This window comes from Brevibacillus centrosporus (assembly GCF_046622605.1).
GTDB classification, from domain to species: domain Bacteria; phylum Bacillota; class Bacilli; order Brevibacillales; family Brevibacillaceae; genus Brevibacillus; species Brevibacillus centrosporus.
The window spans coordinates 1,919,005-1,932,942 of record NZ_CP176856.1 but is presented as its reverse complement, the minus strand read 5'-3'; the positions used below and the strand labels follow the sequence as shown (position 1 = coordinate 1,932,942).

Sequence of the window (13,938 nt, the reverse complement as noted above, 5' to 3'; positions counted from 1 at the left end):
TATACTGGCCAAGAATCTTATAAATTCTTCCTGTATGAAAAAACCGGCAAAGAGTACCCTCTTTTACCGGCTCGTATCCCGTTTGATCATGTTACGGATCCCGTCTGTGAGTGTTGTCTGTGGGGACCAGCCCAGCTGCTCCAGCGGAAGCGTATTTGCTTGTGACAGCATGATTTCGTGCGCGGCATAAGGGAGCGCACCGAAGCGCAGGATCGTTTGGGATGCTGTCAGACCGTGAACCAGCCGAACGAAATCACGAACGGAAGTCGCCTCACCGGTTCCGACCTCATACTCCAGAAACGGCTCCTCAGAATCTCCCGCACGTCTCAGGACCGTCAGAAATGCCGACACCACATCGTCAATATAAATGAAATCACGCTTTTGCTCGCCAAGCGTCAGCGCAAGCTCGCCTTCCTGCTGAAGACAACTGCGAATGACAAACGGAACAAATTTGTTTGCGCTGTCCATAGGCCCATACACATGCTCCAAACGCAGGCTGCGAAATCGGAGGGTTGGCGAGGAGCTCGCCAGCAAGCTTCCCCATTCGAGAAACTGCCTCTTGGTAAGATTGTAGCCAGACAGATGGGAGGAGAGCACAGATGGCACCCTTGAGAAGGTATCCGTATTGAGAAAAAAGGGAACAGCACGCCGGATGGCCAGCTCGAGCAGCTGCAAGGGAAAGGTCACGTTTGATTGCACCAGCTCCGCCAAACTCTCACCCTGACGGCCGTAGCTTGTTGCTGCATGGATGATCGCCTCTATCTTCCCGCACGCTTCGAGCTGTTCCTCCCAATCGGCCCGGTCCACATCAAAGGCGCACAGCTGCGGCAAAATATCGGAAATCCGCGAGCAATCTGAGCGGCTTCTCTTCAGGATCGCAACTTTGTGACCGTCCCTGAGGAGCCCTCTGGCAAGATGACTCCCCAAGAAACCGGTCGCCCCCGTCATGAGCACGAGCATGTCTTTACACCCAGTTCAGATCAATGTTATGAATCTGCTGCTCTGCCATTAGCTTTCGAAAATTGGCTGCGATCGGCCTTAGATGCTCAATCAGCCATTCGTGATTTTCCACGACGATTTTCTCGATCCGCTTGTGCTGACCTTTAGCTACCATCTTCTCCAGCAATTCAAATTCGGCACCTTCAATATCGATTTTGACCAGCTTGATATCGCGATTCAAGCTATCGATAAATTGTGTCAGGTCAATGATTTCTGCAACAACGAACTGGCTTGTGTCGGTGACGGGATGCTGTGCCAGGATGGAAGATGCATAGGCAGACCCTACTGGATCCAGCTGATAATGCTGGTGCAAATACAGGCGCAGCTGGTAATTCTCATGCCACACACCCTTGTTGATACATATGACATTGGGATAGCCCTTGAATCGATTCCAAAGGGCCTGGTACACAAACGGATTTGGTTCAAAGGCAAAGACGAACGCGCCTTTATCCGCCAGCCGCTGCGTCACTTCCCCCACGTTTGCCCCACAGTCAATGGCGATATCTCCTGGACGGATGGAAGCAAACAATTCCTCGCTGTTTTCATTCAACACTGCTGCGCTACCCCCTCGTTGGTCCCGTCTACTTTACGGTTCGTGACTCCATTCTGCCTTGCCTGATCTCCACAGCTCTTCCAAGTAATTTTTGTCCCGCAGCGTGTCCATCGGATGCCAGAAACCGTTATGCTTGTAGGCCATCAGCTGTGACGTGCGCGCAAGGGCTTCCAGCGGCTCTTTCTCCAAAACGGTGTCGTTACCTGAAATGTAATCAAACACGCCGGGCTCCATCACAAAGAAGCCGGCATTGATCCAGCCTCCATCCCCTTTTGGCTTTTCGCGAAAGCCCGAGACCGCACCATTCTCCGTCAGATCAAGCGCCCCAAACCTTCCTGGAGGCTGCGTCGAGGTGATCGTCGCCAGCTTTTTATGCGCTCGGTGGAACTCAACCAGTTTCGCGATATCTACGTTGGAGACTCCATCCCCGTAAGTGAGCATGAACGGCTCGTTCCCGATATACTTCTGGATTTGTTTGACCCTGCCTCCTGTTGCCGTATCCTTCCCCGTATCGATCAAGGTCACTTTCCACGGATCCGTCTTATGCCGGTGATAGTGAACCTGGTTGTCATTGCGAAAATCGAATGTCACATCGGAGTGATGCAGAAAGTAATGGGCAAAGTACTCTTTAATCATGTACCCTTTGTACCCGAGGCAAATAATGAAGTCATTGTAGCCGTACCGCGAGTAGTGGGACATGATGTGACAAATGATCGGCATCTCTCCGATCTCGATCAGGGGTTTAGGCCTGATGTGCGTTTCCTCTCCGATTCTCGTGCCATACCCTCCAGCAAGTATGACTACCTTCATTCAGCTTTCCCCCCCTTCCTTGAACTTTTTGGCTGCTCGGTTTCCCCTTGCATGAACTGTTCAATCTGGGAGAGACAAACCGCCCTCATATCTTCTCCGCGCAGGTATGCCTGATTCCATTCCACGATTTTGTCCAGCGCCTGTTCGAGTGACCACAGCGGCTTCCACCCCAGCAGGCTTTTCGCTAGCGAGCAATCGAGCTTCAAATAATGGGCTTCATGCCAAGTAGTGTCCGTAGCCCGCTCGTAGCCGGGATTTTCTCCCCAGCTTGCCAGCAGCTTTTCAACCACCCACTCAACCGGCTTGGCATCGCCATCCTCAGGGCCGAAGTTCCAGCTCTGCGCGAAGGAAACGCCTTCCTTCCACATGCTTTGGGCAAGCATCAGGTACCCTCTCAGCGGCTCCAGCACATGCTGCCAGGGGCGGATTGCACCGGGGTTGCGGATCTTGATTTTCCGCCCTTCTCCGATCGCCCGAATACAATCAGGGATTAGCCGGTCCTGTGCCCAATCCCCGCCTCCGATGACATTTCCCGCACGAGCTGCTGCGAGTGCCACCCCGTGATTTGCGTAGGTGGCGGCAGAAAAAAAAGAATGACGGTAGCTCATCGTCACCAATTCGCTGCACGCTTTGCTATTCGAATAGGGGTCGTAGCCTCCGAGGCGGTCATTCTCCCGGTACCCCCAGCTCCACTCTTTGTTCTCATAGCATTTATCCGTCGTTACATTAATCACGGCCCGTATGGGAATGCCGCTGTCGACTGCTTGGCGCACTGCCTCCAGAACGTGAACGGTTCCCAGTACGTTGACTGCATACGTTTCTACCGGGGATAGGTAGGAAAATCGCACAAGTGGCTGAGCCGCCATGTGGATGACGATATCCGGCATCGCCAGGAAGAGAGCTTCCTGTACCTGTTCCTTTGAGCGGACATCGCCGATGATGGAATGCACGAGCTTGTCGATACCGGCAGACTCAAACAGATTGGGCTTCGTTGGAGGAGCCAATGAAAATCCGGTTACATTCGCTCCCAGCTCGTGAAGCCACAAGCAGAGCCAGGAGCCTTTAAACCCCGTGTGCCCTGTGATCAACACCTTTTTGTTTCTCCAAAAGCTTTTGTCAATCATGAGCATCACGTTTCGTTTGGCAGGGTTTGGCAATCTGATCCGTGATTTCCTCCCAAGACATCCCCAACCGGACGATATCTTCCTCAATGAGCTGGCTTCCCATCTGTACTTCGATGAACTCCAAATCTTTCAGCGCCCGGATGGAGTGCTTGGCCCCCACGGGTATTTCCAAAACATCGCCAGGACCGACGCGCCGAAGCTGATCATCGAGAATAAACTCGCCCTCTCCGGTGACGACCATCCATACCTCGCTGCGCTTGTTATGGTATTGGTAGCTCAGATTTTTCCCCGCGTGGATGTGCAGCCGTTTCGTGAGCACCTCTCCCTTTTCTTCCGTTTTTTGGAAGTGAAGAACATGATACCAGCCCCATCGCTTTTCTTCGTACATCGGCCTGTGATTCCAGTCCGTGGCGATATCTTTGACCAAGTGACTTTTCTCTTTTGCCGCTACAAGAATCCCGTCCGGACTGGCTGCGACGACTGTGTTCGCAAGTCCGATCGCTACGACAGGTATGTCCAGCTCACTTAATACATGGGTGTTGGAGCTGCTTTCAATCAGATGCACCCGCCCGACCGATTCCACGTTCATCTCTTCAGTCAGCGTGTTCCAGGTGCCCAGGTCCTTCCAATCTCCGTAATAGGGGACGACTACTACTTTTTCTGCTCTCTCTACAATCTCGTAATCAAAACTGATTTTCGGCAGCTGTCCGTATTGCTGCACGAGCGTGTGATAATCCGTTGGCCACTTTTTGCTAGCAAGCTCCCGGATCAGATAGCCTAGCCGGAAAGCAAATACCCCGCAATTCCACAATGCCCCCCTTGCGAGTAACGCTTTTGCCTGTTCTGTTGCCGGTTTTTCTTTGAAAGACTGCACCTCGTAATAGAGCGGACTGTCTTTGCTCTCTTCCTTGATGTTGCGAGGGACAATATAGCCGTATTTGGTAGAAGGGTAGGTAGGCGTCACTCCGATTAGAGCCAGATCTGCTTCTGATAGGCGTAGGACCGACTCCAGCTCCTTCATTTTTTCCATGAAGGGCAGCTCTACGTACGCATCCACCGGCATGATGGTAACTACCTCTTCCAGTCCGACACCTTCGCACGTGTGCAAATAGGATGCAGCCAAAGCAATGGCAGGGAACGTATCGCGCTTCTGTGGCTCGATGATCAGCGGGACGTCTTCTCCTAGCTGGCTGTGAATCAAATCGATATGCGCGCTTCCAGAGGAAATGTACACCGGCTGCTGCCAATTTGTTTCTGCCAGCTGCCTCCAGACGCGCTGGACCATGGCTTCTTGTTCCCCCAAGGGATTGTGGAGCACTTTTAGAAACTGTTTGGATCTGACATCATTGGAGAGCGGCCACAGTCTTTTTCCTGAACCACCCGATAGCAATATCAGTTTCACTCAGGCCACCTCAGTCCATTAATCTCGTTGCTTGACTCATCATATGCGTATCGTGAAATGGATGCTCTACTGTCCCATGAAAATGGTCAATTCACTAGGGTAGGGAAGATAGCTGCCCACAGCAAAAAGCCCGGCGCAAACAGCACCAGGCTCCTTTCCCTATGCGTGTACGGGCTGCCATTTCGCCCTCTGATAATCAAAGTAAAAGGAACCTGCCTGCGCGAGGGCGGGAGAGTAAAAGAATTTCATATAATGCTTCATGATCGTCCCCTGAAAATGCAAGGTATAGAGCTTGTGATCACGCATTGACTGACTGTCTTTGCAATAGAGGGCGCCATTTTTCAAATAGACTTTCTTTTTCCCGTCCAGACTCTCCGTCAAATACGACTGCTGTATGTTTCCGTCAAAGAAGGCGTCGGGAAACAGACCGTGCTTCAATCGATATCCCGCAAATTGCCTCAGATACATCACACTCAGCACCATGTCTGTGATCAGGGGCATGCCGTCCCTGACGTGATCCTTGCTTTTATGGGCAAACGAGACCACTTGCCCAAACAGTCCCAAGTCTTCGAAGTGGCTTGTGACAAAAGCGCAAAACCGATCGAGCCGCTGTATATCAACGAAATTGGTCCAGACAAATTCCATAAAAAACGATTCAAATTGGGTTTGATTTACGTCCGTGTACAGCATTACATCGGAATCAAGATAGCAGCATTTCTGGATATTGTGACTCTTCATGAAATCGCGCAAAATAAACCATCTTTGAAAACAAAACAGATTGTATTCAAAGGGCATGTAATGAATATGCTTGTATACTTTCGCAAAATGCGCAGCGGTCTCCATGTAATCGTCCATCCTCACATGGATGACCCCATTTTGTGCGAACTGCTGATTCAACGGCTTTCCTAGCAAAAAAATGGGTGAGTTGGGATTGCTCCATTTTGCCTGCGCCAGAGCATAGGCAAGATACTCGTCATCCCCCCGATGGATGAAAACAATAGGTAAAGACATTTAATTACGCCTCCTGCCTCTCTCCTAATTCCCTGCATTACTCTATGTCTTTTGCAAGCAAGGAGAACCGGACAATTGCCAGCATGCAGAAGAGGTTTTCTCGCATTTACAAAAATGGGGACAAAAATAATATTTCTATCCCGTTTCCATGAAAACACCTTGTACATATGGTATAGAGCAACAAATTCACAGCAATACCAGCATGGCCGAAAATAAAGGGGGAAGCAGGAAATTGGGAAGGCACTGGACCAATGAGGAAATTCTCCAAGAGATCAAAAAACGCGCCTGGTATCATAAAATTCAGCTGCGACCAGGCATCGTGACTCCAGGTATTGAGCAGCTAGTCGATTTGTGGAACATGACCCGCCAATCCAGGGGTCATATCTCCTATACGGGTAAACGTGTTTTGGACCTCGCCAGCTTTGACGGCATGTGGTCTTTTGAAGCAGAAAAGCTCGGGGCAAGCCTGGTCGTAGCGACAGATTGCCTGCATCTTCTGTATTCCAATTTCGAATTCTGCAAAAACATCTTGCAGAGCAAGGTTGTACCTTTTTACAACATCACACCCTACAAGCTTTGGGAAGGGCTGCAGGTCCTCCTGATGGATGACGTCACCGTTCCCTTGCCGTTTCCGAAGCAAATTTATTACAACAAATTTGATGTCGTGCAGCACCTTGGGCTGCTCTATCACCTTCGTGACCCGATGTCGACTCTGTCCCAGAGCAGAAGCGTCTTGAAAACAGGCGGGCATTTACTCCTGGAGACAGCCTGCATCCTGGATATGAATCAATCCATGATGGTGTACAACGGCCCTCCCGGTAAACAAAATCGGCTTTATTCGGACATCACCACTTGGTGGCTGCCAACCGTTCCTTGTTTGATGGAAATGCTGCGTGGCACCATGTTTGAGCCTATTCCCGAATCGATCCGCACCATCCCGTCCGGATCGCTTGGCGGCTATGAAGGCGGGCGGATCAGTCTGGTAGCACGAGCCATTCCAGCCAGTGAAATGGACCGAGAAGCCTATGCCGAGCTCCTCCGAATTTACCGCAACCCTGGATTGGTCCCTGATTATTTGTAGCTGCAAATAGAAAAAAGGTGCACACAGCTGTTGAAGGCTTGTGTACCTTTTTATCGTGCTTGCCTCACGGAGAGCTGGAAAATCGGGCGGCCACCCCGATGCAGAAAGGAGCCCTTGTACATAATCTGTAGGTAGCACGTTTTTGTTCGTGTTGACTTCACGCAAGGGAGTGTTCCAGTTGTCTCTACCACAGCTGCCTTTAGTGAGCGTAATTACGCCCTCCTATAATCAAGGAAAGTTCATCCGCGAAACGATAGATAGCATATTGAAACAGGACTATCCAAACATCGAACACATCGTCGTAGACGGAGGCTCGACTGATCAGACCCTTTCCATCCTGCAGGAGTATGCGCAAAAAGACCCACGCTTTCGATTCATCTCGGAGCCGGACAACGGACAGTCTCACGCCATTAACAAAGGCCTGGCATTGGCAAAGGGACAAATCATCGGCTGGCTCAACTCCGATGATACGTATTTGCCAGGTGCGATCCGAAAAGCTGTCCATGCATTCCAACAGCAGCCCGCATGGGGCATGCTTCATGGGCGAGGTCAGGTTGTCGATGAGTCCGGTACAGCTTACAGTGCCTATCCCTCTGAAAAAGCAGATGCCAAGTCCTTGTACCAGTCCTGCGTCATCTGTCAGCCAACCGCTTTCATTCGCACCCATGTTTTTCGTCAAATGGGCGGCGTCGATGAAAGACTTCAATTTTGCATGGACTATGACCTGTGGATGCGAATTGCCAAGGCTTATCCAATCGGTTTCATCCCCGAGTTTTTGGCAAGCGCGCGCATACACGGTGCCTGCAAATCAGCTACGCAATGGCATTCGGTCGGGGTACCAGAAGTATTGAAATCTCTCGCCAAAAATTACTCTTCGATCCCACCTGGCTGGGTGTCCTACGTCCCCCAATATCGGGGCATGGGCGTCGTCGATTTGCTGAGACAGCTCAAAACGCTCCGTTCCAACTCATCAAAGATTACGAGCATGAATCGGTACAGAGATCTTTGGGCCCCCCCGATCCTGCGCATCACGATGGAGTCTGACCCTGCGGCCCCAGCCCAGTTTTTGCTGCTAAAAGGCAAGATTCCGGGTGTTCCCATGCAGCTGCCGAAGCCTTTTACGCTGACTGCGTTGGTAAACGGAATGCTGGTAAAGAGCTTCACGGTCACGAAAGCACTCTTTGCCCTGGAAATCCCGCTCGATCCACGAAGTCTGACTCATCGGATCGATATTTCTTCCACCAGCACGAGCGTCCCTGCCATGCCTCAGATCGATAACATGCGCGTAGGCGGTTATTTGGCCGAAGACGTGCTCCCGCTCAGTCACGAAGAAGCCATCGTGTATCGCGCGTTTCGCAACTGATCGTTAGCTCATGTACATCTTGGTTTCAATCACGGCTGCCGCTCCTGCGATCGCCAGCAGGAGAAGAAGCGGATAGGCAGCCGGTACATACAAGTACAGCCCCACCACTACCAGCGCCACCCAAATGCCTACGCACCAGTAGCAGCTGAGCAGCCGCCCGATCCAGCTGCGAATTTTGCCCCCTTTAAAGTCGATCTGTCGCAGGAGCTGACCGGTTGCATCTGTCACATAGGTCACCGTAAAAAAGGGATTCCGAAGAAACGCCGTGATTTCGTCGAAGACTATCAAATGGGTGAGACGAAAACTAGCCAGCACCAGTATGGTCAGGTCAATCCATGAAAGGTCGAACACAGGCCATTTTCCTCCCTTTCCAATATTTTTCACTTTTCATCTATCACAGCACTTTGTTAACATTGGTCAGGACAAACCAGAGAAAGGCGTGATGACATGAATCGCCACGTAACGAAGATTGCAGCTATCCTTTCCCTGTCCGTCTCCTTCACCATGATCGGACAAACAGCTGATGCAAAAACCACGTTTACTCCTCTAAAAAAGGGTATGAACAACTCCAGAGTCCTTGAAGTGGAAAAGATGCTGGATGCTTTGAAGTTTGACTATAAACTCAAAGTGGACAAGATTTACAACGTCAATACTGTTTACAATGTCAAGAAGTTTCAGAAGAAGTACAAGCTGAAGCAAACAGGCATCGTAAACCTCGCAACGTACAACAAATTGAAGCAAGTGTACAATGCTTCGAAAAAACCGGCGACGAAGCCGGAAACCAAACCGACCAATCCCACGAAGCCAAGTGATCAAGCAACAACTGCTACACTGAAGCTTGGCTCTACCGGTGAACGAGTCAAAGATTTGCAAAAAATGCTGGCTGCACTTGGCTACAAAGTCACGGCTACCGGTACTTACGACGACTCTACCCGCTTCGCTGTCATGCTGTTCCAATCTCGAAACAAGCAAACATTGACTGGCGAAGCTGATTCGAAGACGTATAGCGAAATCTCTAAGCAATTTAAAAATATCAAACCAGGTACGACAACACCTACGACACCACCGTCTCAAAACAATGGCTCCTCGCAAAATCCAGGAACGGGTCAAAATCCAAGTGCCCAAGTTCCATTGCCATCTGAACTGACTGCAGACGAAAAAGAAATGGTGCAGCTCGTCAATCAAGAACGCGTGAGTAAAGGGCTGACTCCTTATCAGGTCGATATGCAGCTGACGAAGGTCGCACGCGTAAAAGCACAGGAAATGGTAGACAAAGGCTATTTCAGCCACACGTCTCCTACGTACGGCTCGCCATTTCAAATGATGGAATCTTTCGGCATTAACTATATGGCCGCAGCTGAAAACATTGCGCAGAACCAAACCGTAAGCGGTGCTCATCAAATGTTCATGAATTCTTCGGGACATAAAGCCAACATCATGAGCAGCTCCTACGACTATGTCGGGATCGCCGTAGTCAATGGCGGACCGTACGGGAAAACGTTTGTACAAATGTTCCTGAAAAAATAAGATACGAGGATGAACCCATCATTTCACGAGGAAATGGTGGGTTTTTCTTTTAGAACGAAATGGCGATCCGATTATTGGCAGAAAAATTTACTTCCTGATTGTTGCAAAGGACGACTCCTTCGACCGTGACACCCTTTCCGGAAGGCTGCTTCAAAAAGGAGATTTGGAAATTTTGGAAGGCTTCGGTCGCTTTCGGCTCGATCAGGACCGGCTGAATCGGTGCGATCCAGTATTCCCCGCGTTCCTGCGCTTGCACAAACCAGTCATCGTTCAAATACCTCCATCCACTTAAGCCCGAAGCTCCTTGAACGGCCATCGTTTCCACAAACTTCGGAGGAAGTATCTGACCACCCATTTTGATCGAATCAGCCGGTGTCACACGCAGGCACACAATCGGGTTGTAGAGATCCGCTGTCCCTGTATTTTTGACTTGCAGGGTCCCGATCAGCAAAAAGGGTCTGTCCTCGGAATCGGAGTGGATCAACGTGTAGTCAAAGTAAACTTCTGCCTCCAGGGTCTGGGCTGTCTGCATCGATGCGGGAATGGGATGATGAACGGTCGGTTCCGCTAAGACCAGAGATGTCTCGCCCCTATTGGTTTCCTCGATCGGTGCTTGATTTACCGGGAAGTCTTGTTCTTCTACAGCGGATGATTCCTCCGCTTTAGCTTGGCTTTTTGCTTCGACTTGGTTTTCCGCTTCCGTCAGGTTTGCTTCCGCTTCTGAGCTCTGCTGCGACTCTTCCGTGACCTCATCCAGCACCGGCTCATCCTCGGGTTCGTGTATCGTCAGAATCAGCTCATCTTCTCCCAGTTCCTGAAGCTCCTGAAGCTCGTCGAGTTCCTGCATTTCATCCCCATTGAGCTTGTCGTCGTCATCTGACTCCTCGTGACTTGCTCCTGACGCATCCCGTTCATCGCTGTCCTGCGGATCTTCCACGTCTTCGTCTGCATTCACCTGCTCGGATTCGCCATCTCCTTGCAACGATTGACCAAGCATCACGCTGTCAAAGAACACTTTTAACAGATTTGGCGGCAAATACGCAAAAGGTTGAATATGCAAATCTTCCTGAAAGTAATTCAAAATACCGGATGCTAGGTAAAAAGCAAGTTTTTCTGCATAGGTCTTCCGCTTGTAGATTTCCGTAAACTGAGGAATCTGCAGCTGCAAATGGACGGCGGCATTCCCAGATTTAGCCGCTTTGTTCGCTCGAATCAGGCACGGCATCCCTGTCTGCTTTAATTCCGACTGCAAGGATTTGACCAGCTCTCTGCGATCCTCCTGCTGAAAGAGGAGAATTCTCGGCTTTTCCAGCAAACGCATCTCTTTTACACTTACGCGAATGGCAACGTCAGCATTCGCAGCAGCTGCACTGTTTTTTGGCCCAAATACAACCTCCATTCGATATTCGGAAACGAACCGCTGGACCTTTTCCACGATTTCCTTTTCATAGGCGTTCTCCGTGGAAGCAGGTCCTGTATACAAGACACATACCTTTCCTTTTAACCCTGAATCCAGATCGACTCTTTTGTTCTTAGGGTCCCACTTGAGCTGAAAACCATTCTGTTTACAAAACAATCGAAAAGCAGGCAGTGCCGTATATGGCATCGTTCCCCCACGCTGCCCGCCGTAATATACCTCGACGTCCATCCCTGTCACTCCTTCACAGCACTAACGGTATCCGCGATATTGTATGAATGCCCATCGCCATGAGTGAACATCTCCCTCTATGATTTTGGGCCTCCGGGCGTTCCCCCTACAGCAAAGCGGCATACCATGGCTTATGAGAAAGGAGTGGTCATATGTCCATACACCAAAAGCCGCTGGTTTCCATTATCATTCCCGTGAAAAACGAGGGGGACAACGTGCGCTCTACCATCATGTCCCTTTTCAATAGCAGAACCAGCTTTCCTTATGAGGTCATCGTGGTCGATGATGCTTCCACCGATCACTGCTGTCACTTTCTTTCCCAGCAGCCGAAATCACCGCAAATCACCCTGATTACCACCAAAGGAATCGGCGCAGCCGCAGCTCGTAATCTGGGTGCCGAGCGTGCGAGAGGGAGCTACTTCATTTTTTGCGATGCCCATCTGACGTTTGAAAACTTTTGGATTGACCGATTGATGGAGATGGTTCTTGCGAAAAAGGCAGATGGGGTGGCACCAGGTATTGCTTCCATGACGGAGCCGCACAAAATCGGATATGGGCAAAATCTGGATCAGCGTCTGGGGATTACGTGGAATCCCCATCCTCAAAAGCCGATTCCAGTTGCCATCTTGCCTGGGGGATGTTTTCTCGTATCGAAAGAAGTCTTTCAAAAAGTAGGCGGCTTTGATCGGGGGTTTCGTGTTTGGGGATTTGAGGATATCGAATTTTCCATCAAGATGTGGCTTTTCGGCTACACCTGCATGGTCCAGCCTTCTGTAAAAATTCTCCACCTGTTCCGACAGACACATCCTTATTCTGTTGTACATGAGCATGTCTACTACAACATGCTTCGAATGGCGTACAGCCACTTCAGTGAGCCGCGTGTGGAGGCGACGAAAAAGCTCATTCTCTACGCAAAAGCGTCTGAAATCGATGACGATGTTCTGACTCATGGGGCAGCCGCACAGCGCATGCGCTACTTCGCCCAACGGAAATACGACGACAGCTGGTTCTTTAAACGATTCAACATTCCATTTTAATCAGTTGATTTACCTAAAAATAGGCATTCGTTGACAAGCAAATTTCCCATTGCCCACATAGTATGTAACTGCAAAGCAAATCCCCTAGGAAAGGAAGGATTCATACGGTGAATCATGTGAAGCCCATTAAGGGTCGCCAGCTCCCTACACCGACGCCTACCGCCACTCCACCGATCTCCAACAACCTGCAGCCAGAGTGCATTCGCGTCAACAAAGTGTATGACTGGGTCGTTCTTGCCAACAGCTACCGTAACAAGATTGCCCTTCCCGACGATTGTCGAGCTCTGGTAGACGCAGCTATTCGTGCCGGTCAAGAGATCACCATCTCCTGCATCGAGCCAGTCGTACCAGGTCCTACTTGCAATGTCGTAAGCATTCGTCGCGAAAACATTGTAGTTGGTGGTACTTCTGTTCGCGTTGGGGTCGTTCGCTTCGTATTTGGTGCGACTGTTGTCGTGCGCGTTTTTGCCGACAGCACGCCTCTGTGCGAATTTACGACAACCGTTCAGTTCGATCAGGAAGTCGTCTTGTGCCTGCCTGAACCGCTCGATGAAAGCAACATCGTTTGCCGCATCAGCGCAATCGAGTGCAACCCAATTGGAAATGTCCTCCTGGGTGGCATGGTGCAACTCGACGTCATTGTGTGCGTAGAAATCCAGGTGGAAGCGGAAGTTAAACTCGAAGTGCTGGCGAAATTCTGCTCTCCTCGTCCAAACAACATTCCTGTTCCATCGCCAACACCTTCCTTCCGTTGCCCACCAATCGTCTTCCCGCCACAATGCCCGCCAATCTTCCCTGTGGCGAACTGCGATTGCCAAGCGTCCGTCAACGCACTCGTACCAAACATCTCCGTATCCCTCGGTATTCCGCTTACGCTTGCAGTCGGTACGATTCAGCTCATCGCCGATATCTGCCCAGTCTGCGATCCTTCCAGCAGCTCGTTTACCTTTAACTTCTTTGATAATATCCTGCCTGATGTACTGCCTGGCGACCAAAGCTTCAGCTTCTCGCCTACGTCCATCAGCTCGCCAACCTGCATTACCGTCCTGCCTGGTCTCGCCATTTTGACAGGACTCACCGTAACCGGTACAGGTGTACGCACCTTCACATCCAGCGGTGTACAAGAGACGATGACTTACTCGCTGACCGTTGCCGAAACTGGACTCGGACTGCCAGACGTCATTATCCTGACACTGACCGATGTGAATGGTATCCTCGTGTTCTCTGCAACCGTCACGGTCGTTCCAGACGAACAATTGCTGGTTGCCGATTGCGTAACCTTCGGCGATATCGTCATCACTACCCCGTAAGCTATTCCTCTTCAGACAACTTTCCTTCCATAACTCGACGGGAGAAGGCCATGGCTTCTCCCGTCTTTTCTTT

13 protein-coding genes are annotated in these 13,938 nt (G+C 50.5%); 5 read left to right on the top strand and 8 right to left on the bottom strand.

Going from position 1 to position 13,938, the window contains the following annotated elements:
* Nucleotides 1–63 precede the first annotated feature (63 nt).
* From ACLIN2_RS09955 to ACLIN2_RS09930, 6 genes are all read right to left on the bottom strand, one after another.
* Nucleotides 64–960 carry an NAD-dependent epimerase/dehydratase family protein gene (locus ACLIN2_RS09955; protein ID WP_327931735.1) on the bottom strand — a complete coding sequence of 299 codons (897 nt, stop codon included), beginning with the start codon at nt 958–960 and terminating at the stop codon, nt 64–66.
* A 4-nt stretch (nt 961–964) separates the two neighbouring features.
* Nucleotides 965–1,552 (bottom strand): FkbM family methyltransferase, encoded by a 588-nt coding sequence (locus ACLIN2_RS09950; protein WP_301171202.1) that lies wholly within the window; start codon nt 1,550–1,552, stop codon nt 965–967.
* A 33-nt stretch (nt 1,553–1,585) separates the two neighbouring features.
* Nucleotides 1,586–2,362, bottom strand: a complete 777-nt coding sequence (rfbF, locus tag ACLIN2_RS09945) for a glucose-1-phosphate cytidylyltransferase (RefSeq protein WP_327931737.1) — start codon at nt 2,360–2,362, stop codon at nt 1,586–1,588.
* A complete protein-coding gene (gene rfbG, locus ACLIN2_RS09940; protein WP_411503949.1) occupies nt 2,359–3,486 on the bottom strand; it encodes a CDP-glucose 4,6-dehydratase in 1,128 nt (375 codons plus the stop codon). The genes rfbF and rfbG overlap by 4 nt, the downstream gene beginning before the upstream one ends.
* The gene (locus ACLIN2_RS09935) at nt 3,479–4,888 is read right to left on the bottom strand and encodes a sugar phosphate nucleotidyltransferase (protein WP_411503948.1); all 1,410 of its coding nucleotides are present in this window, start codon (nt 4,886–4,888) and stop codon (nt 3,479–3,481) included. The genes rfbG and ACLIN2_RS09935 overlap by 8 nt, the downstream gene beginning before the upstream one ends.
* A 159-nt stretch (nt 4,889–5,047) precedes the next feature.
* Nucleotides 5,048–5,899, bottom strand: a complete 852-nt coding sequence (locus tag ACLIN2_RS09930) for a hypothetical protein (protein ID WP_411503947.1) — start codon at nt 5,897–5,899, stop codon at nt 5,048–5,050.
* 232 nt (nt 5,900–6,131) lie between these two features.
* Between ACLIN2_RS09930 and ACLIN2_RS09925 the strand changes: the two genes are divergently transcribed.
* On the top strand, nt 6,132–6,980 hold the full coding sequence (locus ACLIN2_RS09925) for a DUF1698 domain-containing protein (protein WP_411503946.1): 849 nt from the start codon (nt 6,132–6,134) through the stop codon (nt 6,978–6,980).
* Between the two features lie 169 nt (nt 6,981–7,149).
* A complete protein-coding gene (locus ACLIN2_RS09920; protein ID WP_411504533.1) occupies nt 7,150–8,343 on the top strand; it encodes a glycosyltransferase family 2 protein in 1,194 nt (397 codons plus the stop codon).
* Between the two features lie 3 nt (nt 8,344–8,346).
* Here the strand turns inward: ACLIN2_RS09920 and ACLIN2_RS09915 are convergent, their stop codons facing one another.
* Entirely contained in the window at nt 8,347–8,694 is a 348-nt protein-coding gene (locus tag ACLIN2_RS09915) for a DUF1360 domain-containing protein (protein ID WP_411503945.1), read from the bottom strand.
* 96 nt (nt 8,695–8,790) lie between these two features.
* Between ACLIN2_RS09915 and ACLIN2_RS09910 the strand changes: the two genes are divergently transcribed.
* Nucleotides 8,791–9,870 (top strand): peptidoglycan-binding protein, encoded by a 1,080-nt coding sequence (locus ACLIN2_RS09910; RefSeq protein WP_092274079.1) that lies wholly within the window; start codon nt 8,791–8,793, stop codon nt 9,868–9,870.
* A gap of 49 nt (nt 9,871–9,919) precedes the next feature.
* On the opposite strand, the gene ACLIN2_RS09905 is transcribed toward ACLIN2_RS09910, so the two are convergent.
* A complete protein-coding gene (locus tag ACLIN2_RS09905; protein ID WP_411503944.1) occupies nt 9,920–11,518 on the bottom strand; it encodes a hypothetical protein in 1,599 nt (532 codons plus the stop codon).
* A gap of 152 nt (nt 11,519–11,670) precedes the next feature.
* On the opposite strand from ACLIN2_RS09905, the gene ACLIN2_RS09900 reads away from it, so the two are divergent.
* Both ACLIN2_RS09900 and ACLIN2_RS09895 read left to right on the top strand, forming a co-directional pair.
* Nucleotides 11,671–12,555: a glycosyltransferase family 2 protein gene (locus ACLIN2_RS09900; protein ID WP_411503943.1), complete on the top strand. Its 885-nt coding sequence runs from the start codon at nt 11,671–11,673 to the stop codon at nt 12,553–12,555.
* 107 nt (nt 12,556–12,662) lie between these two features.
* Nucleotides 12,663–13,865, top strand: coding sequence for a hypothetical protein (locus ACLIN2_RS09895; RefSeq protein ID WP_327931748.1), 1,203 nt, complete (start codon nt 12,663–12,665; stop codon nt 13,863–13,865).
* The last annotated feature ends 73 nt before the right edge of the window (nt 13,866–13,938 follow it).

Coding starts and splice junctions, on each gene's coding strand:
- rfbF (WP_327931737.1), bottom strand. CDS start 2,362: ATGAAGGTAGTCATACTTGCTGGAGGGTATGGCACGAGAATCGGAGAG.
- ACLIN2_RS09900 (WP_411503943.1), top strand. CDS start 11,671: ATGTCCATACACCAAAAGCCGCTGGTTTCCATTATCATTCCCGTGAAA.
- ACLIN2_RS09955 (WP_327931735.1), bottom strand. CDS start 960: ATGCTCGTGCTCATGACGGGGGCGACCGGTTTCTTGGGGAGTCATCTT.
- ACLIN2_RS09905 (WP_411503944.1), bottom strand. CDS start 11,518: ATGGACGTCGAGGTATATTACGGCGGGCAGCGTGGGGGAACGATGCCA.
- ACLIN2_RS09910 (WP_092274079.1), top strand. CDS start 8,791: ATGAATCGCCACGTAACGAAGATTGCAGCTATCCTTTCCCTGTCCGTC.
- ACLIN2_RS09930 (WP_411503947.1), bottom strand. CDS start 5,899: ATGTCTTTACCTATTGTTTTCATCCATCGGGGGGATGACGAGTATCTT.
- rfbG (WP_411503949.1), bottom strand. CDS start 3,486: ATGATTGACAAAAGCTTTTGGAGAAACAAAAAGGTGTTGATCACAGGG.